General features: G+C 54.8%; 11 protein-coding genes, 2 tRNA genes and 1 pseudogene. 7 read left to right on the top strand and 7 right to left on the bottom strand.

All coding sequences use genetic code 11. From position 1 onward, the window contains the following. Nucleotides 1-44: 44 nt before the first annotated feature. From DQG13_RS25410 to DQG13_RS25425, 4 genes are all read left to right on the top strand, one after another. Nucleotides 45-1,580, top strand: coding sequence for an extracellular solute-binding protein (locus tag DQG13_RS25410; RefSeq protein WP_113022989.1), 1,536 nt, complete (start codon nucleotides 45-47; stop codon nucleotides 1,578-1,580). A gap of 346 nt (nucleotides 1,581-1,926) precedes the next feature. Next, on the top strand, nucleotides 1,927-3,462 hold the full coding sequence (locus tag DQG13_RS25415) for an extracellular solute-binding protein (RefSeq protein WP_113022990.1): 1,536 nt from the start codon (nucleotides 1,927-1,929) through the stop codon (nucleotides 3,460-3,462). Nucleotides 3,463-3,555: 93 nt separating this feature from the next. Continuing rightward, a complete protein-coding gene (locus tag DQG13_RS25420; RefSeq protein ID WP_113022991.1) occupies nucleotides 3,556-4,509 on the top strand; it encodes an ABC transporter permease in 954 nt (317 codons plus the stop codon). Nucleotides 4,510-4,579: 70 nt separating this feature from the next. Then, the gene (locus tag DQG13_RS25425; RefSeq protein ID WP_113022992.1) at nucleotides 4,580-5,452 is read left to right on the top strand and encodes a carbohydrate ABC transporter permease; all 873 of its coding nucleotides are present in this window, start codon (nucleotides 4,580-4,582) and stop codon (nucleotides 5,450-5,452) included. A gap of 390 nt (nucleotides 5,453-5,842) precedes the next feature. Here DQG13_RS25425 and DQG13_RS25430 read toward each other — a convergent pair. From DQG13_RS25430 to rbr, 3 genes are all read right to left on the bottom strand, one after another. Continuing rightward, nucleotides 5,843-5,916 (bottom strand) — tRNA-Arg (locus tag DQG13_RS25430). 3 nt (nucleotides 5,917-5,919) lie between these two features. Beyond that, nucleotides 5,920-5,994, bottom strand: a tRNA-Gly gene (locus DQG13_RS25435). A 410-nt stretch (nucleotides 5,995-6,404) separates the two neighbouring features. Continuing rightward, nucleotides 6,405-6,998: a rubrerythrin gene (rbr, locus tag DQG13_RS25440; RefSeq protein ID WP_113022993.1), complete on the bottom strand. Its 594-nt coding sequence runs from the start codon at nucleotides 6,996-6,998 to the stop codon at nucleotides 6,405-6,407. A gap of 193 nt (nucleotides 6,999-7,191) precedes the next feature. Between rbr and DQG13_RS25445 the strand changes: the two genes are divergently transcribed. Beyond that, the gene (locus tag DQG13_RS25445; protein ID WP_113022994.1) at nucleotides 7,192-9,210 is read left to right on the top strand and encodes a GDSL-type esterase/lipase family protein; all 2,019 of its coding nucleotides are present in this window, start codon (nucleotides 7,192-7,194) and stop codon (nucleotides 9,208-9,210) included. Between the two features lie 67 nt (nucleotides 9,211-9,277). Here DQG13_RS25445 and DQG13_RS25450 read toward each other — a convergent pair whose 3' ends face one another. From DQG13_RS25450 to DQG13_RS25465, 4 genes are all read right to left on the bottom strand, one after another. Next, a complete protein-coding gene (locus DQG13_RS25450) occupies nucleotides 9,278-10,795 on the bottom strand; it encodes an extracellular solute-binding protein (protein WP_258525860.1) in 1,518 nt (505 codons plus the stop codon). Further along, nucleotides 10,792-13,173: an AraC family transcriptional regulator gene (locus DQG13_RS25455; protein WP_113022995.1), complete on the bottom strand. Its 2,382-nt coding sequence runs from the start codon at nucleotides 13,171-13,173 to the stop codon at nucleotides 10,792-10,794. Before DQG13_RS25455 ends, DQG13_RS25450 begins: the two co-directional genes overlap by 4 nt. A gap of 75 nt (nucleotides 13,174-13,248) precedes the next feature. Then, the gene (locus DQG13_RS25460) at nucleotides 13,249-14,832 is read right to left on the bottom strand and encodes a glycoside hydrolase family 43 protein (RefSeq protein ID WP_113022996.1); all 1,584 of its coding nucleotides are present in this window, start codon (nucleotides 14,830-14,832) and stop codon (nucleotides 13,249-13,251) included. Between the two features lie 25 nt (nucleotides 14,833-14,857). Beyond that, nucleotides 14,858-16,441, bottom strand: a complete 1,584-nt coding sequence (locus DQG13_RS25465) for a glycoside hydrolase family 43 protein (protein WP_181592992.1) — start codon at nucleotides 16,439-16,441, stop codon at nucleotides 14,858-14,860. Nucleotides 16,442-16,876: 435 nt separating this feature from the next. On the opposite strand from DQG13_RS25465, the pseudogene DQG13_RS31945 reads away from it, so the two are divergent. Together DQG13_RS31945 and DQG13_RS25470 are read left to right on the top strand one after the other, a co-directional pair. Further along, a pseudogene (locus DQG13_RS31945) lies at nucleotides 16,877-17,056 on the top strand (S-layer homology domain-containing protein); the annotation flags it as partial. A gap of 15 nt (nucleotides 17,057-17,071) precedes the next feature. Next, complete coding sequence (locus DQG13_RS25470) at nucleotides 17,072-21,190, top strand: S-layer homology domain-containing protein (RefSeq protein ID WP_258525861.1); 4,119 nt, start codon at nucleotides 17,072-17,074, stop codon at nucleotides 21,188-21,190. Nucleotides 21,191-21,234 lie beyond the last annotated feature (44 nt).

The following is a 21,234-nucleotide window of genomic DNA, read 5'->3' on the forward strand; positions in this document are numbered from 1 at the left end:
AGCCTCGTCCCTGAATAGCAACTCCCATAGAAAGGAAATGCCGTATGAAGCTTATCCTGAACAAGCGTGTCTGGATACCGGCGCTGGCGGTTCTGCTTGTTGCGGCTCTTGCCGCGGCAATTGCGGCCAGCCTGATCCGCAAGCCTGCGGATGGAACTGCCCCGTCAGACAATGCCGTCCGCCAAATTAGCATCATGCTTCCGCTCCATCAGTCCACTCCGCCGCCGGACAGCCTGATTCGGGAAATTCAGACGCGGACCGGCTACAAGCTGGACATCAAGTGGATTCCGGACGAGGTGTATTCCAACCGGCTGATGAATAATCTGGAGAGCAAGGAAACCTCCCAGGCCGTATTCGTAAAGCCGACGGATCTGACTGCCATCAAGAATGCCATCCGCTCGGACATGTTCTGGAATATCGGGCCTTATCTGGACCATTACCCGAATCTGCGGGCCCTGGAACGGTTCTCCGCGAAGCTCATGACCATCGACGGGAAAATATACGGGCTTTACAATGAACGCCCCGAATCCCGTCAGGGTGTCATTATCCGCAAGGATTGGCTGAACGCGCTGGGCTTAACCGAGCCCAAAACCTTGGACGAGCTGTACCGGGTGCTCAAGGCCTTCACGGAGCAGGACCCGGACGGCAACGGCAAAGCCGATACCGTAGGGCTTACGGACCGCAACGATCTGTATTACGGCGCCTTCAAAACCTTAAGCTCCTATTTTGGCACCCCCAACGGCTGGGCGCTTTCGGACGGCAAGCTGACGCCGGAATTCGCCACTCCCGAATATATGAATACGATGAACTACATGAAGAAGCTGTATACGGAGCAACTGGTGAACACGGATTTTCCCGTAACCAGCAAGGCCGTCCAGCGCTACCGCATGATTACCGGCAAGGCAGGCGTGTATATCGGCAGCTTGGCGGATGCCCCCAGGCTTCTGGAGGAAACCCGCCAGGTGAATCCGCAAGCGGACTTTGCCGTTCTCAACCGGATTGAAGGCCCCAAGGGGTACGGCATCTGGTCCATGTCCGGGAACGGGGGCATGTTCTTCTTCTCGAAGAAGAACCTCCGGACAGAGCAGCAGCTTCGCGATGTCCTGGCCTTCTTCGACCGGACCATGGACCCCGATATCAGCAATCTGTTGTTTTACGGCATTGAGAATATCCATTATATTCTGAAGGACGGCAAGGTAAGCTACAAGGATAACGCCATGTACTCGCTGGCCGGTACAGAGGTGCTGCCCCTGTCCTCCCTGCTTGTCTCCAGTGTAACCAATCCGCATCTGTACAAGCGCAATCCCGAAGGCACAGACCCGCTTTTGGTGGAGGTCAACAGGCTCATTGACGACAATGCCACCATGCTGATCCAGAATCCTACCGTGGGATTGTCCTCCAACACCTACGACGCCCGCAACGTGGAGCTGGATTTTATTATCAACAACGCCACCTATAACTTTATTCTCGGCAAAATTGACGAAGCCGGATTCCGCGAGGAAGTCAATAACTGGATGGAAAAAGGCGGCGCAGCCGTCATCCAGGAGCTGGAGGAAGCCCTCCGGACCGGCAAGCCTTAAGCCCCGTTCATACTCATTCATGTACAGGTTCCCCCGAAGGAAGCCTGCGCGAACCGATGGCAATCCTGTCGATTCATGCATAGGTTCTCCTGTAATTGGGGGAGCCTTTTATTATGCGATAAAATCCCGCCGGAAATCTCCAAAGTGTCTCCAGCTCAGGCGTAACAGGGATAATCATTATCCCAGGTCCCCGATTTTAGCGGATTTTTGCCCTGTTTTGGGGGTCCGCAACAGCGGAGTGTGGGGCAGTGATTATATTCAAAACGCAAACCTGTACCGTATAGTTAATCGTGTCAAGGGCAAACACAACGCTTTAGACGAGTTCAAAAATGGAGGTTATGATCAAATGGCAAAAAAGACACGCCAATGGATAACAGCTCTGACTACTGTAGCAGTAGCCGGCAGCATGCTGGCAGCTTGCGGAGACAGCGGTGAAAAGAAAGGCGCTGAAGGCGGTACCCCTTCTCCCGCAGCGACAACTCAAGGACCTGTTAAGTTCACCATTATGGCCAACCTGCAGACTCCCGAAGTTCCTTCCGATAAACTCGAAAAGTTTATTGAGGAGAAAACCAACTCCCAAATCGAAATCCAATGGGTTCCGGACGGATCTTATGATGAGAAATTCCAGGCTGCTTTCGCAACCGGCACCTTGCCGCAAGCCGTATATTTGAAGAATGCCGCTTCCTTCATTCTGATGCGCGACGCCATCAAGAACGGCCAATTCTGGGAAATCGGGCCTTATCTGAAGGACTACCCGAACCTGAGCAAGCTGGACACCAAAATCCTGGACAACACCAAGGTAAACGGCAAGATCTACTCCTTGTACCAGGAAAGACAGCCTGCCCGTTCCGGTTTGATCTTCCGCAAGGACTGGCTGGATAAGGTTGGCGCAACCGTACCGACCACTACCGACGAGATTTACAACGTGCTGAAGAAGTTCAAGGAAGCCGATCTGGCCGGCAACGGCAAAACCATTCCGCTGGCTGACCGCAACGACCTGGTGTATGGCTCCTTCAAGACCATCGCCACCATGTTCGGCACTCCCAACGGCTGGGGCGTTGTGAACGGCAAGCTGACTCCGGACTTCATGACCACCAATTACATGGACACCCTGAAGTATTATAAGAAGCTTCACACCGAAGGCCTGATCAACCAGGACTTCCCGGTTACCTCGAAGAACGACCAGCAAAACCTGATGTACACCGGACGCTCCGGCATGTACGTGGGAACCATGGGCGACGCCAAGACCATGCAGGACAAAACGGCCGCCAACTTCCCCAATGCCGTATATGACGTTTCCAACGACCTGAAGGGTCCGGACGGCCAGAAGACCACCTGGGGCACCAACGGCTACGGCACTATCCTGCTGTTCCCGAAATCCGCTGTGAAGAGCGAAGCTGAGCTGAAGGGCATCCTGGGCGTATTCGACCAATTCTACGGCAAGGAGCTGGCTGACGCTCTGAAGTTTGGTCTGAAGGATCAGAACCACTACACCCTTGACGCTGACGGCAAGATCGTAACCAGCACCGACACCAAGCTGGTGGAGAAGGAAGTTCGTCCTTACCTGAACATCGCATTGGCTGAAACCACCAACGTTTCTCCGCAGAAGTATGCTTCCGCAACTCTGGAGAAGGCCAACAACCTGTCCAACGAAGCAGCCAAGTTCATGATTACCGACCCGACCGCCGCTCTGGATTCCGCAACCTATGCTGAGCGCGGCACCCGTCTCCAAGAGCAAATCAAGGACGCTACTTACCAGTTCATCATGGGCAAAATCGATGAAGCCGGCTTCAAGGCTGCAACCGACAAGTGGCTGAAGGATGGCGGACAAAAGATTATCGACGAGTTCAACGAGCAATACGCTGCCATCAACAAGAAATAAGACGCACCTTCCTCCAACGAAGGCCGGACTAACCCCGGCCTTCGTTGAAAGGGTTGCTGCATACTTTGATTATTAGGAGAAGGAGATACTGCTATGAATAACACGGCTGCTGAAGCGGGGCTGGTGAAATACAAAGAATCCAGCGGTAAGGTCTGGAGAAGAATCATCCGCAATCGGTATATCTATTTGATGATCCTTCCTGGATTCCTGTACTTCCTGATTTTTAAATACATTCCCATGTTTGGTCTGGTTATTTCCTTCCAGGATTATCTGCCGTACAAAGGAATCATGGGCAGCGACTGGGTGGGTCTGAAGCATTTTAGCAGGCTGTTCAGTGAACCCGAATTCTGGAATATTTTCAAAAACACCATTCTCGTATTTGTGGTTAACGTCACGTTCTACTTCCCGGTTCCGATTCTGTTGTCCCTGATGCTGAATGAAGTGGGCAACGCTTTTTTCAAACGCTTTGTGCAAACCCTTGTGTACATTCCTCACTTCTTGTCCTGGGTTATTATCGTATCGATTTCCTTCGTTATGTTTACCATGGACGGGGGCATTATCAATGAAATGCTCACCTATTTCGGCTTTAAACCCGTTAACTTCCTGATGAATTCAAGCTGGTTCTATCCCATGTACGTCCTCCAAGTCGTTTGGAGAGAAGCGGGCTGGGGAACCATCGTATATCTGGCCGCTATGGCCGCAGTAGATCCCGGTCTGTATGAAGCCGCCCGGATGGACGGCGCAAGCCGGCTTCGTCAAATTTGGCATATTACGCTTCCCGGCATTCGCACCGTTATCGTGGTTATGCTGATCCTGAAGGTCGGCAGCGTGCTGGATACAAGCTTCGAACATATCTTCCTCTTGCTGAACTCCATGAACAAGGATGTAGCGGAAATTCTGGACACCTACGTGTACACGGCAGGCTTAAAGCAAGGACAATACAGCTTCAGTACCGCCGTTGGTCTGTTCAAATCCGTTGTCAGCTTCATTTTGGTTATGGGTTCCAACTGGCTGGCGAAAAAAGCTGGCGAAGAGGGCGTATACTAAGGGCTTTTTATTAGAAAAAGCCAACTTCGTAAGCATCGCAAAGCTCGTTCTTACTTAAGGAGGAAGCAGGATGATTCAAGATAAAACATTGGGCAACCGGCTGTTTGACGCCCTTAACTATTTGCTCTTGACCATTGTCGGGGTAGTGACTGTACTCCCCCTTATCCACGTGCTGGCCGGATCGGTCACCACGGTGGAGGAGATGGCCCGCAAGCCCTTTGTATTGATCCCGACAGAGTTCACGCTGAACGCATACCGCTATATCTTGTCTACACCGACGATTTTCAAGGCTTTGGGCGTGTCCATCTTCGTCACCGCCATCGGCACCTTGATCAGTATGTTCATTACGTCCCTGATGGCATACGGCTTGACCCGCCGCGATCTGGACGGCCGCAAATTCTTCAACCTGATGATCGTTTTCACCATGCTGTTCCACGGCGGTCTGATCCCGTCCTTCCTGGTCGTGAAGCAAGTCGGCCTGATCGACAGCATGTTCGCCATGATTATTCCTTCCGCAGTCAGTGCATTTAACCTGATCATTCTGCGGAGCTTCTTCCAGGGTCTTCCCGAAGGTCTGGAGGAATCGGCCAAGCTGGACGGCTGCGGAGACTTCGGCATTCTGTTCAAAATCGTCTTGCCCTTGTCCCTGCCTTCCATCGCCACCATCTCCCTGTTCTATGCGGTAACCTACTGGAACTCCTACTTCAGCGCCATTATGTACATCAACAATGCGGACAAATGGCCGGTGCAGGTTCTGCTGCGCCAGATCGTTATCGCGGCAAGCGGCATGGCTGCCGATACCGACAACGACTTTATCAAGCCGCCGGAACAAACCATCAAGATGGCTGTTATCGTCGTGTCCACGCTTCCGATTCTGATGGTGTATCCGTTCATTCAAAAGTACTTTGCCAAGGGCGCGCTGGTTGGCTCCGTCAAGGGCTGATCCACAGAAAGCCACGCCGGCAAAAAAGAAAGCTCCGGAGCTGCTCCGGGGCTTTCTTCGCGTCAAGGCTATGGCAGGGCGAGTGGCCGGGTAGACCGCCAACGGAACTTAGCGACTCTTACAGCAGCTTTGAGGCCCATTGGGCGTCCTTGCGGAACTGAGAAGCGCTTATTCTCCGCCGCGGCCTTTTTTCCGTCCATTTTTGCCGTATCAGAGCACGTAAGGAGCGGTCAGTTCCGTTAAAAATCCCAATCGCCGTTTTTGCCGCCATAAGAGTCGCTAAGTTCCGTCCGTTTGCAACAAGCGTGCTCCCGTGTGACCCGCACGCACGCAAACCACAAAAAAACGGACAGCAGAGACTTGCTCCGCCATCCGTTTTCTGATTGCTGACGCACCCTGAGAGATTCGAACTCCCGGCCTTTTGATTCGTAGTCAAACGCTCTATCCAGCTGAGCTAAGGGTGCATATGGAGCGGACGAAGGGATTCGAACCCTCGACCCTCGCCTTGGCAAGGCGATGCTCTACCACTGAGCCACGTCCGCATCTGATTTTTACTCAGGAATATCAGTATACCACCGCCTGTGGGAAAAGACAAGCTTTTTTCTAAGTATTTTTTTTCTAAGTATGGCCCTTCAACGGGCGCCCCTCCGAGCTCCCTGCGCTTTCTGCTTCCTGCTTCCTGCTCATGCGCTCCTTGTGCGGACCCTGATTCCGTTATTTCGCAAAAAATGGCCTTTTTTCCGCGGGAGCGGACACAGAATCCGTTAAGCGTGAAAAAACAAGGGGTTTCCATGCTTCCATAGCAAAATAACGGATTGTCTGGCCGCGAAAATCGGTAGAAGGGCCAAATGAGGAAAATAACGGACGCTGTGTCCGCGACGGCTTGATGTTTTCCAACATTACAAAAAAGGCGCAAAGCCAAAAGGCTTCGCACCTGTTATTTTGTAGCACCTTAATAGTTTTCGCTGGCCAGCTCGAAATATTCCTTTTCGGCTTGGCAGGCAGGGCATTTGCCCGGCGCTGCGGGGCCTTCGTGAATATAGCCGCATTTGTCGCATTTCCATTGAACCTTTTCTTCCTTTTTGAACACAGCCTCGGTTTCCACATTGGCATACAGCTTGCGATACCGCTCTTCATGGTGCTTTTCAACGGAAGCGATCAGCTTGAAGGCGCCGGCCACCTCCGGGAAACCTTCCTCTTGGGCAACCTTGGCAAAAGCCGGATAATGCTCGGTCCACTCCTCGTTCTCGCCTTGGGCTGCAGCGGCCAGGTTCTCCAGAGTGGTGCCCAGAGCAACAGGGTAAGCGGCGTTGATCTCCAAGCCTACGGGAAGCTCACCCGCAAAACCCGCCACCAGCAGGTTGTAGAAGCGCTTGGCATGCTCTCTTTCATTTTCTGCGGTTTCCATGAAAATCTTCTTGATTTGATGGTAGCCTTCCTTCTCCGCTACTTCAGAGAAAAAGGTGTACCGGCTTCTGGCCTGGGATTCCCCGGCAAAAGCCTTCAGCAAATTTTCTGCCGTTTGTGTGCCTTTCAAGCTTTTCATTGTGTTATCCTCCGTATTCTCTCTATCTATATATATAATGAAATTCTCCTATATTGTACCACGTTTCACAAGGCTCTTTAAGCATCCCGCAAAAGGTTAGCAGTTCGTTCATAATTTTGCGGTATAATAGACAGATGGCCTACTGTGACCGGCCGCTTCCCAAATTTGCGTAAAAGAAAGGACACTCGCGCTTATGTCTTCTCAACCATCCATCTCCACACAGACACAGACTTCCCTGACCCTGCGATTTAACTTTGAATCCGCGGACAAGCTTGGGTTTATTCACGTTCCATACCACGGAGCGCCGCCTATATATAATGAAGAGCGAGGCTGGGGGTTTGTCCGCCAGACCTGCGCAGTCCCCCCGCGCCCGGTTCAATGGGAGGAAATTACGGCGGATTCCTCCGGTTTCTATGCGGCGGTACGGGAGTTTGAAGCCCCTGCCGGATTGGAGCAGGAGCATTACAACCGCTTCGGCATGGCCTTCCGGGTGCGGATTCCTCCCGGAGCCTATGAAATCGAAGTGGTTACCGCCACTCCGCTGGAGATAACGGATGTGTCCATCTCCGGCCTGCATCCGGGGCGCATCCTGGAGGGCGGCCATTGGGATGCCGCGGGCCTCATTCCCGTCCGCCATCCCGCCTCCGTCTCCCCATCTGCCCGGGAGTGGCGCTATCACTATGTGAATGGGCGGAATATCGTGGATATTGAAATCGAGCCCAAACAGCCCGGCGCCGCCGTTGGCGTCAAGGAAATCCGGATCACCTCCCTGCTGCTTCAGGAACGGCCTGCGGATGTGCTTCCCGCCGTGTACACCCTTGGGGACTCCACCGTCAAATCCTACACCTTTGAGGAAGCGCCACTTTGCGGCTGGGGGCAGGTGTTTGACGACCTGTTCGAGCTTGAGCGGGTCCGGGTCATCAACTATTCCATGGGCGGCCGCTCCCTCAAGAACAGCTACTGGGAAGGCCGGTTCAACGATCTGCTGCTCTCCGCCTATCCCGGCGACTACCTCTTGCTCCAATCCGGCCACAATGATGAGCGCCAGGATGAGCTGCACCGCTTCGGCCGGGGCAATACGGAGGCCTCCTACGAGGAGTATCTGCGGGAGGTGCATCTGCCGGCCATCCGTTCCCGCGGCGTGATCCCCGTTCTGATCACGCCGGTATCCCGGGTGAACGGCCAGGCCCAGCCCGGCCATGTGTTTGCTGACTCTTTCCAGACACGGCGGTTTCCCGCGCTGATGAAGCAGGCGGCTCTGGCCGAAGGCGTCACGCTGCTGGATTTAAACGCCCGCAGCGTGGACTATTATAATGAAATCGGAGCAGAGGCCACCATAGCCCTATTTATGTCCCTGGAGGCGGGGGAAACCCCGGGAAAAACCAATGACGGCAGCTTCGCCAACGGCCACCCGTCCAACAAAATCGACGGTACCCACTATAAGGAAGCGCTGGCCCGGCAGTTGGCCCGTATGGTGGCGGAGGAGCTGGCGGAAATGGGAGCCCGGGGCGACCGGACAGCAGCCGCCATTGCCGCTTTTCTGAAGCCGGAGGTGAAGGCGGCCATCGCCGGACATCATTGGGCGCCCCTCTTCCCCCAGATGGCGGCGGATACCACCACCGGCCGGGGAGCCTATTACCGGAACCAGATCGAAAAGCTGCTGCAACTGGGCGTGCTGGAGAAGGATGCGGACAACCGCTTCCGGCCCTATGAGCCCATGGATACCGAAACGTTCGCCAAGGCGCTTTATCGCCTCCTTGGTTTGGCGCCGCTGCCAACGGCCGAATGGCCCGCCGGCCCTCTCACCCGGGAGCGGATGGGCATACTATTGGCAAAAGCCTATCACGCCGCCTTCACCTCCAAGCCCGCCTATATGACGGATTACAACGGCGCTACTCTCCTGCCGGGTATGCCCGGCTACGATCCCAACCTGAGCTCCGGCGCCCAGGGGGTTCGTTATGATCCGCTGGTCCCGTGGGAGCAGCTGAAGGATACGGAGCAGGTGGACGCCGCTCTGGAGCCGGAGCTGAAGGAGGCCTACGGGCTGGGTTTGATCCGCTCCGAATACGGCCTTGTCCGGGGCCGCATGGCGAATGGCGACCTGCTGGAGCCCAAGCTTGCGGTCAGCCGGGAAAAGGCGGCCAAAGCCCTTTATTTCATGTGGGTGCTGGCCCATCCCGTGAAGCAGGAGAATGATGTGGGATATTTGTAACAACCCGCTCCGCACCAAAACACCGCCCCCGGCTTAAAGCCCGGACAGGCGGTGTTTTTCCTGCCTATCAACGCACAACGCGCTGATACGCTTCCTTATATTCCCGGGCAACCTTGTCCCCGCCGGCCAAACGCCAGCGCTCCACCTCCGCCTGCCAGCCCCGGTCATCTATTTTTCCCATGATATAAAGGGTCTGGGCATCGGCGATCTGCTGATCCAGCTCCTTCCCCCGCTCCGCATAGGTAGGAGAGTCCAAGGTCAGCGCCGGGTTAGGGACAGCATGCTGCTCATTTTCGTAGCCGATCAGCTTGCTTTTGCGGGCCAAGTCCGTGTCCTTGGAGGGTTTGTCCATATGATACTGCTCGTCCCGGTTGGGGAAGGTGTCCCGGTACGGCTTCACCTCCTTGAAGTCCAAATCCTTGTCCAGGGGAACCGTAAACTCCCCTTCCACCTTGTAATGCCGCCCCTCAATGCCCTTCACCAGAAGATTCACCATTGGCGGGTCCATCAGCTTGTCCAGAAAGCCCAGAATCTGCTGAAGCTCCTGCTCGCTTTTGACGGCGCTTTTCGGAAACACCAGCATCCCCGCATTGCCTCCCTCTCCCGGCACCCGGATGCCCTCTGGACCTTTAAGCGGCGCGCTGTCCACCTGGGCGGCGGGATTCAGCTTTTCCAGCTGGTTCTGAATGGTTTGGGCATTGCCTCCGGTCAAACGGAAAGCCGCCTTGCCGGATTCATAGGCCTTGTCGATGGTTGAGGCGTCCACCACGGCGAAATCCGGGTTGATCAGCTTCTCCGCATAAAGCCGCCGGAACAGCCGCATGGTCTCCAGATATTCCGCCGAGACAAACTCGGGAATAAAGCTCCCCTCCCGGTCCACGCCCCACTTGTTGGGAGCGCCCTGGGCCACCGCAAGCCGGCTTAGAGTGGAGGCGGTGCCCTGATTGTAATTTTTGTCCAGCATCATCCCGTAGGTATCCTGCTTGCCGTTCCCGTCCGGGTCGTCCACAGTCCCCGCCCTGATCACCCGGTACCAGTCCTCAAGAGTGACCGGAAGCGTCCAGCCTTGGGCATCCAGCCAGTCCTTGCGGTATACAAGGGAAACCCGGCCCATATTGCGGAAGATGGGAACGCCGTAAAGCTTGCCCTCCACCGCCACGTTGTCGAAGAAAGCCCGGGGCTGGGCGGAGAAATTCCGGTATTGCTGGACATAAGGGCCAATCTCCCAAAAAAGTCCAGCCTTCAGGGAGCTGATTACGGTGGGGGTATAATTGACCTTCAGGAGCTTGGGCAGCTCCCTTGCGGCAAGCATCACATTGACCTTGTCATCATATGCGGTGGGCGGAACCCATCCGATCTTCAGCCGGACGCCGGTATAGGCCTGAATGGCCTGCTCCATCAGATTGTTCTCCTCAGGGACTTCCCCAACCTGATTGGTCACCATACTAAGCACCAGTTCCGGCTCCCCCTCGTTTTGCTCCCCTGCTCCATTGCCGCCGCGTCCGGCGCAAAACCAACCCCCTGCCGCCAGAAGCGCCACCGCCATTGCCCCCGCTGCAGATGCCGCCGCCAGTTTCCTCCTCATGGCTTCTCCCCTCCTTCAGCTGCATCGTTGGCCGGGCTGCCCCCTTTTTCCGCGTGCTCCCGGTACTGTCCCGGAGTTATTCCGTGCACCTTGCGGAAGCTGCGGATAAACGCGCTGTTATTCTTATATTGAAGCTTGGCGCCGATTTCGGCGATCTTCAGATCGGTGGTTTCCAGCAGGATTTTGGCCATATTCATCCGGTACTCCGCCACATAGTCGCTGAAGGTAATGCCCATTTCTTTTTTGAACACACGGCTCAGGTAAAAAGGGTGAAAATGCATCATCGCCGCGCATGATTCCAGCGACAGTTCCTTGTCATAATGGCTGTGGATGATGTCGGCCATTTGCTGGGCAATATTGGTATACTGATGCTCATTCCTCTCGGCAAGCAGCTGGATAAGGGGAGCGAACAGCCTGGTTTGAAACCACAGCAGCAGCTCCTCCCGGGTCTGCAGCCGCAGAAACCGCTGGATTTCCTTTTCCCCTTCCAGCACCTGGGACACGGGCACTCCCTGCTCCTGGGCAATTTCCAACAGCCGCATGGCCAGCTGCAGGAGCGGAATATGGTATTCCGCCCGGTCGCTGCTTTCATCCAGCAGCATCCCCATATACTCCCGCAGCTCCTCCTCCGCTTTGCCGGGCTTCAGCTCGCGGACGGATTGGGCCAATTGCTCCTCCACCAGCTTCAGCCGGGAATAGACGGCGGAGCCGGAGCCTTTCCGGACCATAAAATCATCATAATGGACGATAATGTCCGTCCCCAGATTAATCCGCGCCTTCAGCGCGGCCAGGCTCTCCCCGTAGGCGTTGACGGTGCCTGACAATTGGGCGAAGGGGCGGCTCAGCCCAATACTGACCGGAAGCTTCAGATATTGCTCCACCTTGGAGCGGACGGTTTCGGCGAAGCTGTAAAGCATGGCTTTTCCCGCCTCCGGATCATCGGTGGTAAGCGCCAGCAGAGTTACTTGAGAATCGTTCAGGAGGATGGGGCTGAAACGGGAATGGGGAGGCAGAAGCTCCACCACCATGTTGTTGACGGCGAACAAAAGCAGCTCCCGGTCCTGCTCCTGAAACCGGCTGTCCGGCAGCAGATCGATTTGCAGGGACAGCACCCCAAGGCTTTTCCATTCGGCGGGAAAGCCGTACATGGCAGATTTGCGCAAATATTCGTCATCGGACATTTGGCCCGTAAACAGCTTCAGCATATAAAATTCCTTCAGGTGGGCGGTTTGCGACTCCATCTCCTTGTCCAGCTGGTTGCGGGAGGCGGAGAGAAGCTGCAGGCTCTCCTGAATCAGCTCCAGTTCGTTCCGGCCCGTCCGGTCCCTGCCATCCGCGGGAGCAACCCTTTTGGAGAACTCCAACAAACGGCGGATGGGACGGTACATGTGCCGGGTGCCCAAAAGGGACAAAAGCAGGACAACGGCAAGAATCAGCAGGCTGGCCAGCACAGTGGCCCAGGCGATTTTGGAGCTTTCCCTGGTGATGTCGGCCACGGAAACCACAGAAACATAGGTCCAGCCGTTTAAGCTGGAGGTCCGGTATGTAATTCCTGCCTTCCACCCGGTCAATTCTGAATAGAAGAACCGGGTCACCGGCTCCAGCCCTGCCGCCCCCTCCTCCGAAAGCCTGCTTACCTGGCTGGAGATGCGGAGATTGACAGCTTCATAACGGCGCATTTCCTCCACAGGAGAAAGGAAAGCGCTGCCGCTCCGGTCCAAAATATATTGGGTGCCCAGCACATTATCCGGGGTCAGCAGGCTCTTGATATCCGCGGCGGAAATCTGCAGCACCAGCAGGCCCTTGGGCGTGGTGCTGCCGGGAATCATGGGAATCTTCTGGACAAGACGGATCATATCCGCCGGCTTCTCCGGAGCTTCCTCCTCCTCGCTCCCGGGTGCTTTGCCGATGCTGTCCAGATTGACGGAGGACCAGAAAAAATCCCGGCCGTTCCTGGCATAGGACAAAAATTCCGCGCTTTCAGGATGGTTCCACAGGGTATCCAGCGCCTGATGGCTGATCATCCAGTTATGCTCCAGATTCACCAAATACGCCTGATTGATAATGGTTTGGGTCTGCAGCTGGAACAGCTCGGTCATGAGGCTGCGCACTTCCATAAAGTCCTCGGCGGTAAGCGGCTTGTCCATGGCGGCTTGGACCAGACTGGAATTGGCGAACTGCATGGCGGACAGCTCCATGGACCGCAGGGTTTGCTCCACTCTCAGTTGGGTCTGGGCCAGCAGCTGCTCATTGGCTTCATTCACTTTGTCTTTGATATCATGGGCAGCAATGTAGTAGGAGATGATTCCGATGAGAACCGCAGGCAAAGCTCCCAGCAGCAGACTGTAAGTTAATAAGCGGGTGAGATATTTATGCATGGGCGGCCCCCCTTCTATAGGAAAAGAAGCCCCGCCGCTTGGAATTTCCCGGCAGGGCTCTAAACTGTACACGTGCTACTCGGCGTTTAACGGCAAATATTCAAAATAGTCGAAGTCGGCGTACCCGCGGCTGGCGGTCCCATGGGAGGTGGCATAAAGGCCCATCACAGAGCCGGTAAAGCCGCCTGCCACATCGGAGCTCAGGATAGTGCCGTCCGCTCCTTCCACAAGCGGCTGCCACTCCTCGGAGCGGACAGCCCAGTAGAAGCTGTAGCTTTGGCCAACCGCTTCCACCTTCAGGTAGATCCGGCTGCCCGGCTCCGCCCCAGGGAGCGGTTGAACAGCCAGCAGCTCATCGGCTCCCGCGGTTCTGCGGATCAGGCGCACGGCGGTTTTCCCGCGGTCCAGCGCCACTTCCATCCGGTACTGGTACTCGGTGTTCTGCAGCAGCACAATCCCGGCAGCCTCCTGCTCCGTCTGCGGAGTGAACTCCAACGCCGTCCGCGCCGCGAAGCTCATATGCTCCTGGCGGCGTCCCACAAAGGCGGGGTTGGCCTCCTGCATCAGAGTTTCGGGCTTCAGCCGCAGGCGCAGATAACCGGGGCGCTCCTCCAAGGACCAGAAATTCCCCCGCGGGGTGCGGATGAACATCCAGGAAGGGGCAAGCTTGTTTTGGTCAAAATGATCGCAGGCCGAAGGCGGCGAAAACCGGTGCTGCGGAAGGTTGGGACGTTCCAGCTCCATTTCCACCATACCCTTGCCGGCATTGACCACAGGCCAGCCGTCCTCCCACTCCACCGGCACCAGGAAGGATTCCCGGCCCAGATTGCGGTAATATCCGCCGTAGGGACGGGAGCCCAGGCACACCATCCACCAGTCGCCGTTCTGGGTTTGTACCAGATCGCCATGGCCCACGTTGGAGATGGGGTGGCGTTTGCCCAGATGGCGGTGGGTCAGAATGGGGTTCATCTTGCAGCCCTCGTAAGGGCCGGTAAGGTTTTGGCTGCGGGCGACGGTAATGGAATGGGTGTGTCCGGTGCCGCCCTCCGCAATCAGGAGAATGTACCAGCCATCCACCTTGTACAAATGGGGACCTTCCTGGGCGTGAATGAACTTCAGCGCCCCGTCCCAAAGACTGTATTTCTCCCCTACCAGCTTGCGGTCAGCCAGGTCCAGCTCCTGCAAATAAATCTCCATATGCTTGGGATACTGCTGCCCGCCTGGAGGCTGGCGGTTAGCCATGATATAGGCCCGGCCGTCATCGTCGAAGAACAGGGAGGAATCAATGCCGGGAGCCTCCGGCAGCCAAACCGGATCGGACCAGGGACCGCTTGGGTCCTCTGCCGTCACATAGAAATTTCGTCTGGCCCCGGTGACACTCTCCACGAAGGTGGTAATCATGTAGAAGATGCCCTGATGGTGCCGGATGGTAGCGGCATAAATCCCTTTGGAGCAGGGAGTGCCATCCAGATTCAGCTGGGATGGCCGATCCAGCACATGGCCAAGCTGCCGCCAATGCACCAGGTCCTTGCTGTGGAAGATGGGCACACCGGGAAAATATTCAAAGGTGGATACCACCAGATAATAGTCATCGCCTACCCGGCAAACGGACGGATCAGGATTGAAGCCGGGAATAATCGGGTTGCGAAAAGTCGCCATATGGTTTGTACGCTCCTTTGTCCGCTTATGCCTTCAAGAGATCAAAGCGGAGCCAATCCACATCGGCATAACCGCCTTGAGCAACCGCCGTTGGTTTCAGGGCGAACAGCCCCACCTTGGCCCCCACCCAGCCTCCGGGCACAGCTGTAAAGGATTCGCCGATGGGAAGATAGGTTTCATTGTCCAGGCTGTAGAAGAAGGTGAATACCGCCTCCAGCCTGCATTCCGCCCGCAGATATACGGTTTTGGTTCCGGCAGGCAGATCAAGCTCCGCTTTCCGGCTTTCGGCGGGAGCTGTTTCCTTCTCCTTGTTGCCGAAGCTGTCGGCATACACAAGCCGCAGTCCGTTCTCCGTTGCTTCCGCCGCTACATACGCATAATCATGTCCGAAGGCGGTCAGTCCCGCCGACTCGCCTTGAGCCAGATTCAGCTCCAGCTTGGCGGTAGCGGCAAACTCCGGCGCGGGAAGCTTCTGGCAGAGAACATGGGGAGCGTGATAGAGAATGCTGCCCCCTTCCGGAAGCGGCTGGGCGTAGAGCCGCAGGAATCCGGGATTGGCTTCGAGGGAATACCACTCCTCCTTGCGGTTGCTTTGCCACTGCCACTGGAGGCCCAGCACGGTTGCGTTGAAGTCATCGCTGGTTTCCGGGACAGCTGCGGGATATTCCTTGCCCACATTGGGCTTCGGGTAGACCAGCACCGGTTCGCCGACGCCATCATTGTTGATGTCCACGCCCATAACCGGCCAGTCATTTTCCCAGCCCATGGGCTGAAGATGGACAATCCGGCCGTATGCCTCTCTGTCCTGGAAGTGGACAAACCAGCTTTCGCCGGAATCCAGCTCCACATAGCCGCCCTGGTGGGGGCCGTTCACTGGAGTGTCTCCCTGATGCAGCACAATTTTATCCTCATAGGGACCGTACACGGATTTGGAGCGCAGAATGGTCTGCCAGCCTGTGGGCACGCCCCCTGCCGGAGCGAAGATATAATAGTAGCCGTTGCGCTTGTACATCTTGGGGCCTTCCATAGTCGGATGATCGATTTCCCCGTCAAAAATCACCTCGCCGTCATCCAGCAGCGCCGTGCCGTCCGGCTTCATTCTGCACATTTTCAGCCGGTGCTTGATGCCGCAGCGGCTTCTGGCGAAGGCGTGAACCAGGTACGCTTGTCCATCGTCATCCCAGAACGGGCACGGGTCGATCCAGCCCTTGACCTCCTTGACCATATGAAGCGGCGTCCACGGTCCCGCCGGATTCACGGCAGTGGTCATATAGATGCCTTCGTCAGGCGCGCTGAAGAAAATCCAGAACCTCCCGTCATGATGACGGATAGCCGGGGCCCATACGCCGTCGCCATGCCGCACATTGCCGTCGTAGCCGCCGGGCAGCCGGTCCACCGCATGGCCGATAATGGTCCAGTTGACCAAATCCTTGGAATGGAGAATCGGCAGCCCCGGGGAGCTGACGAAGCTGGAAGCCGTCATATAGAAATCGTCGCCTACACGCACAATATCCGGATCGGAGTAATCCGCGTACAAAATCGGATTCTGGAAACGCCCATCCCCCAAATCCGCCTGCCACACCGGGGTAAAGCTTTGCTGGTTTGTCATCTGCAGTCGTGACTCCTTTCACAAAAGAACTTTTTTAACCACAGTATCTAATGTCAATAGTTTAACATAGATACATAAAAAATCTTTGAATTCAGTTGATTACTTTCTCATTTATTATATATATTTGTTTGTTCATTAAACAAATTAACTCAGGATTTTTTTGCGGAGCCCCGAGTTCGCCATATAAAGACCTTTTTCTGGATTATTTCCACCATCCTTATGATCCCCTCGTTAGTTTGAGCCTTTCCGCCAGAAAAAACGATTTTCCCCCTCATTCCCGCATAATTTTTCTTTTCCATTTTCCACTTATCTCCTATACTTATAATGGATTCTCATAAAAACTTTGAGAAAGCAGGTATATCTATGTTATTTGCCAAACCCCGGTGGAAACCCAAATGGGCGGCGCTCTTGATGAGCGGCGCGCTACTGACCTCCATGCTTTCACCTGCCTTGCCCGCGGCCAGAGCCGAGGAAAGCGCTGCAGCCAGTCCGGCTGCCCATTATTCGGATTTATCCGCCAGCTACGCGGCCAAGGAAATTGCCTCTCTGACCGCTTCCGGCATTCTGGACGGCTTCGACGACGGCACTTTCCGCCCCACGGAACGGGTTACGCGGGCGCAGTTTGCCAAGGTGATCGCCAGCATTCTCAAATTGGAAGCAGAGCCGGAAATCGCCTCCCGTTTCCGCGATGTGCCTGCCGACTCGTGGTATGCCGGCTATACGGGAGCGCTTGTGAAGGAGGGGATTACCGACGGCGTCAGCGACAATGAGTTTGCGCCGGAGCAATGGGTAACCCGGGAAGAGCTGGCCGCCTTCTTTATGCGGGCGCTCAAGCTTAGCGAAGCGGCTGAGGCCTTGCCTGTTGACACCTCCGCCTTTGGCGATTTTAATGATATTTCTCCATGGGCCCAGCACTACGTTTCCTTTGCTTATCAAATCGGATTCCTCCAAGGCTCCCAGGACGACAACGGCAAGCTTCTGTACCGTCCGAAGGCGGAAGCGGACCGTCAGGCGCTGGCGCGGCTGGCGTATGAGCTGCTGGAAAACAAGGATACATATTTGGACAAAGCGGCGGCGCTGGCCAGCCCGGCCGCTTCGGCTACTCCCTCTCCCTCCCCGTCTCCGTCCGCTGCTTTTGGCGGTGGGGGATTTGGGGGCGGAGGACCAGGTGCCGGAACACCCAAACCTACTGCAACCCCCACTCCTGCTCCGGCAGACGGGAGTATCTTGACGGACCTGCCTGCCGGCAACTATACCGGCAGCTTCACCGTTGCGGCGGGCGTTACCGTATTCGGACCGCAGACGGGAGCTGCCGTCATATCGGGTACGCTCACCGTCAACCCGGGACCATCCGGCGAGGTAACCCTGCGCAATATACAAGCAGCTGATCTGCGGGTACTGTCCGGATCGGATCACTCCGTTATCCTTCAGGATGTGAAGGTATCCGGCTCCCTCACCGTCAACACCGGCAGTCAAGGCACACCGGTGCGCATTTTGGTCCAATCCGGCACCGCCATTGCCCGAACCCTTGTGGAATCGGCAGCTATACTGGAGGCATCGGCCGGCTCCGCCGGTGAAGTGATTATCCCCTCTTCAGCCGCGGGCAAAACCATCGAGCTTCGCGGCAGCATCAACGGAACCGTCCGCAGCCAAGCCGCTGATGCTTCCATCCTGGTCCGCGACGGCGCCTCCGTGCAGAGCCTGATCATGGAAGCCAACGGCCGGGTGCAAGCGGATGGAAATGTGAGCGGGTACGGCATCCTGAACCCGAATGTGGAAGTGGATCTCAGCGGCGCCAAAGTGGCTGTGCTGAAGGAAAACACAGGAAAAACCACCAAGGAATCCATCCAAGCCTTAGGGGATACCAGCAAGCTTGTTTTGGCGGATCAGGCAAAGGTTTTGCAGGCCGTGAGCCAGTACAACGCCCTGGTAAAGATGAATATGGCTGACGCCATAAACGCGCAACTAAAAAACCAGCTGCAAGCCGCCCAGATCCAAATGAAGGCCCTCACCAAAGACGAGGCGGTGAACAAACTAAGTGAGTTGCCAGCAGATGCTGATGTAAGCTGGATGGACATTTATAATTATGAAGAAGCCATCGCCGCAGCACAACAAGCTGTTGATGCCGCCATAAACTGGGGAAATCAGACGCATGAGCTGTCAGGTTATTACAACTGGTCCAGCTTGAAGTCCTTCCTTGATTTAAATTACATACATCTTTATACAGGAACCCTTGCAGGGGACATGGCCATTTACGGAAAAGCTCAGCCTGGCGTCAAGATCACCCTGGAAAAATTCACATTTGCCAACGGTTCAAGCAAGCTTTTCGTGACAGAGGCCGTTCCGGATGAATATGGCATTTTTATGCTTTATGATCCTTCCATATTTCCCCTTAAAGCCGGAGACTCGTTTAGCTTAAAGGCACAGCGGCCGGGGAGCAGCTACTCTGTTGAAAAAAGCTATCCCGTCACCACCTCTACTACTGAAACAACCGTTGCACCGGCTATCATACAACCCTATTATCAAGGGGACCCTATCAAGCTTGATTATGGCAATAACCAGCCTCAAGACCAGCAATTTATTTTGGTAGTAAATGAAAAAGGACAGGTAATCCTGCATCAGAATACTTACTCCTATACAGGAGCTTCCCTTTACCCGAATGGAGCAGTACAATCCACCCCGGGCGAGATACTCACTGCATATGCCAGAAGTATGTTTCAGGAGCGGAATACCAGCGCACCGGTCCGGTTCCAAGTGCAAGCTGCTTCAGGAATTTCCCAACAACCCGAGATAAGCGATGTTTATGCGGGTGATTTCCTAATGAATGTCGGCTCTACTGCCGGTGCCCTGGTGACACTTGTCCATAACGGCCAAACCGTTCAACAAGTAGCCAATTTGGCAGGCTTAGCCACTATTCAGATTACAGATTGGAATCTGAATCCAGGAGACCAGGTTGCCGTCACAGTGAAAGAAACCGGAAAGAATCCTAGCACTCCCTTAACCATTCAAGCAAAAACAACAAGCGGCAAAACGCAAAAGCCTGCGGCGAATGTATCTTTTATGGATAGAACTGTAGTTATTGAAGGCTCTTTCCCGAATTATGCAACCTTGCTCCTCGAATGGCCTAATTCCAACGGCGTCAAAAGCCTGGCATATCAACTGGGCGCCGGTCCTAACGGAAGTTATCCTTTCAAGCTGATGCTTGGTGCTCCCGAAATATACGGAGGAGGCAAGGTTATCATCTATGCAAAAGTTGCCGGCAAAGCCAAAAGCGACCCTCAAGAGTTAAGCATCCTTAAACAAACAAGCGTCTCTTCCATCTCGGGGATTGTTTATACCGATAGTGTGAATCTTAAAGTTACGGCTGACAATGGCTCCGTTGTTACTTTGAAGAAACAGGATGGTACAGTGATCTACCGTCAGCAGGGGGAGCAATTTAGCAATATCGTGCTGTTGGACAGCATACACCTAAACACCTCTCTTGTCAGCGGAGAAACCGTATATCTCACAGCAACCGCTCCAGGCAAGGCGCCAAGCGCAGTACGCTCCCTAAAGGTACAGGCGAATCAAGGAAAAACGAAGACGCCCTTGGTGGTTGCAGGAACTCTGCTGAAGCATATGGAAGCTCCTGTGCTTTCTATCCTATCCGATGCTTACAAATTCGGCGTCCAGATCAAGTCAACCGATACAAACGAGAGCATATGGTATGATCCTGCAGAATATTTTGGCGGCCGGTATAGGGTGGATCAACACTTGATTAACGGAAGCTCACGGCTTCTCGTCTCCATTAAGGAACATGGTAAAGATCCCAGCGATCCGGTGGAGATTTCCATTTATAATGATCCTCATGCCACTAAATTAAAGACCGTCACCCAAACCGTTTACCGAAGCACCAATGCGGTTGAAACCATTAGAGGAAGTTCGGAACCTTTCGCCGTTATTACAGTGACCAACGCTGCAGGTCAAATCGTGACTACAAATACAGTCGATGCTTTTGGTCTCTTCCAAATAGGCATTCCCAGCCCCAGCCTGGTGTCGGAAACTTCCTTGCATCTGACAGCACAGTTACCCGGCTTCGTTCCCAGTCAGACAGTTACTCTGGCTGTTTACTCTGCGCAAGGAGAAACGCCTAAACCGATAGTACCTCAAAAGATCGTGTCAGGCGGGACCAATATTAGGCTGGAAATGGAAGCCCCTGCTGGCTCCTATGTGGCCATTTACAACCAGGCCGGCGAGTTGCTGGACAGCGGAGATTGGATTGGACAACCGGGAGATCACTTGGAAAAAGACATAATTACATTCAATGTTAAACAGTTGAATCAAAATTTGAGGGTTACCGCACAACTGCCTGGCCGCAATCCCAGTCAAGTCGAGTTTTACGTAGAGCAGGACTGGTCGGCAGATGTTACCATTCCTCCTGTTGTGACAAGCAATCTATATGATTATCCGGGCGGGATTGTAACAGTTACAGGTTATACTGCCAAACCCTTCACCTTGCTGAAGGGCGGCGTGATCGATACCTATTCCGATAAAAACGGCAACTTTGTACTTTATGCCAAGGGCGAACCGGGGACCGAAATACCCATTGAAGCTCTGGCGCCGGGTGAAAATTCCGTATTTTTTTATGTCAGATTACCCATGGAAATCATGGATAGCGATAATGGTTCTGAAGGTGGTATTGGCGGCGGTGGCGGTAGTGTATCACCCGAAGCAGGTGCTGATCAATCAGTAGGAACAGTTCACCCTTAACCACGCTGCATGAGCATGGACCGTAAACAAAAAAACGGGTACAG

Origin of the sequence: Paenibacillus sp. YN15 (assembly GCF_003285005.1) — a bacterium.
In the GTDB taxonomy this organism is placed as follows: Bacteria; Bacillota; Bacilli; order Paenibacillales; family NBRC-103111; genus Paenibacillus_AR.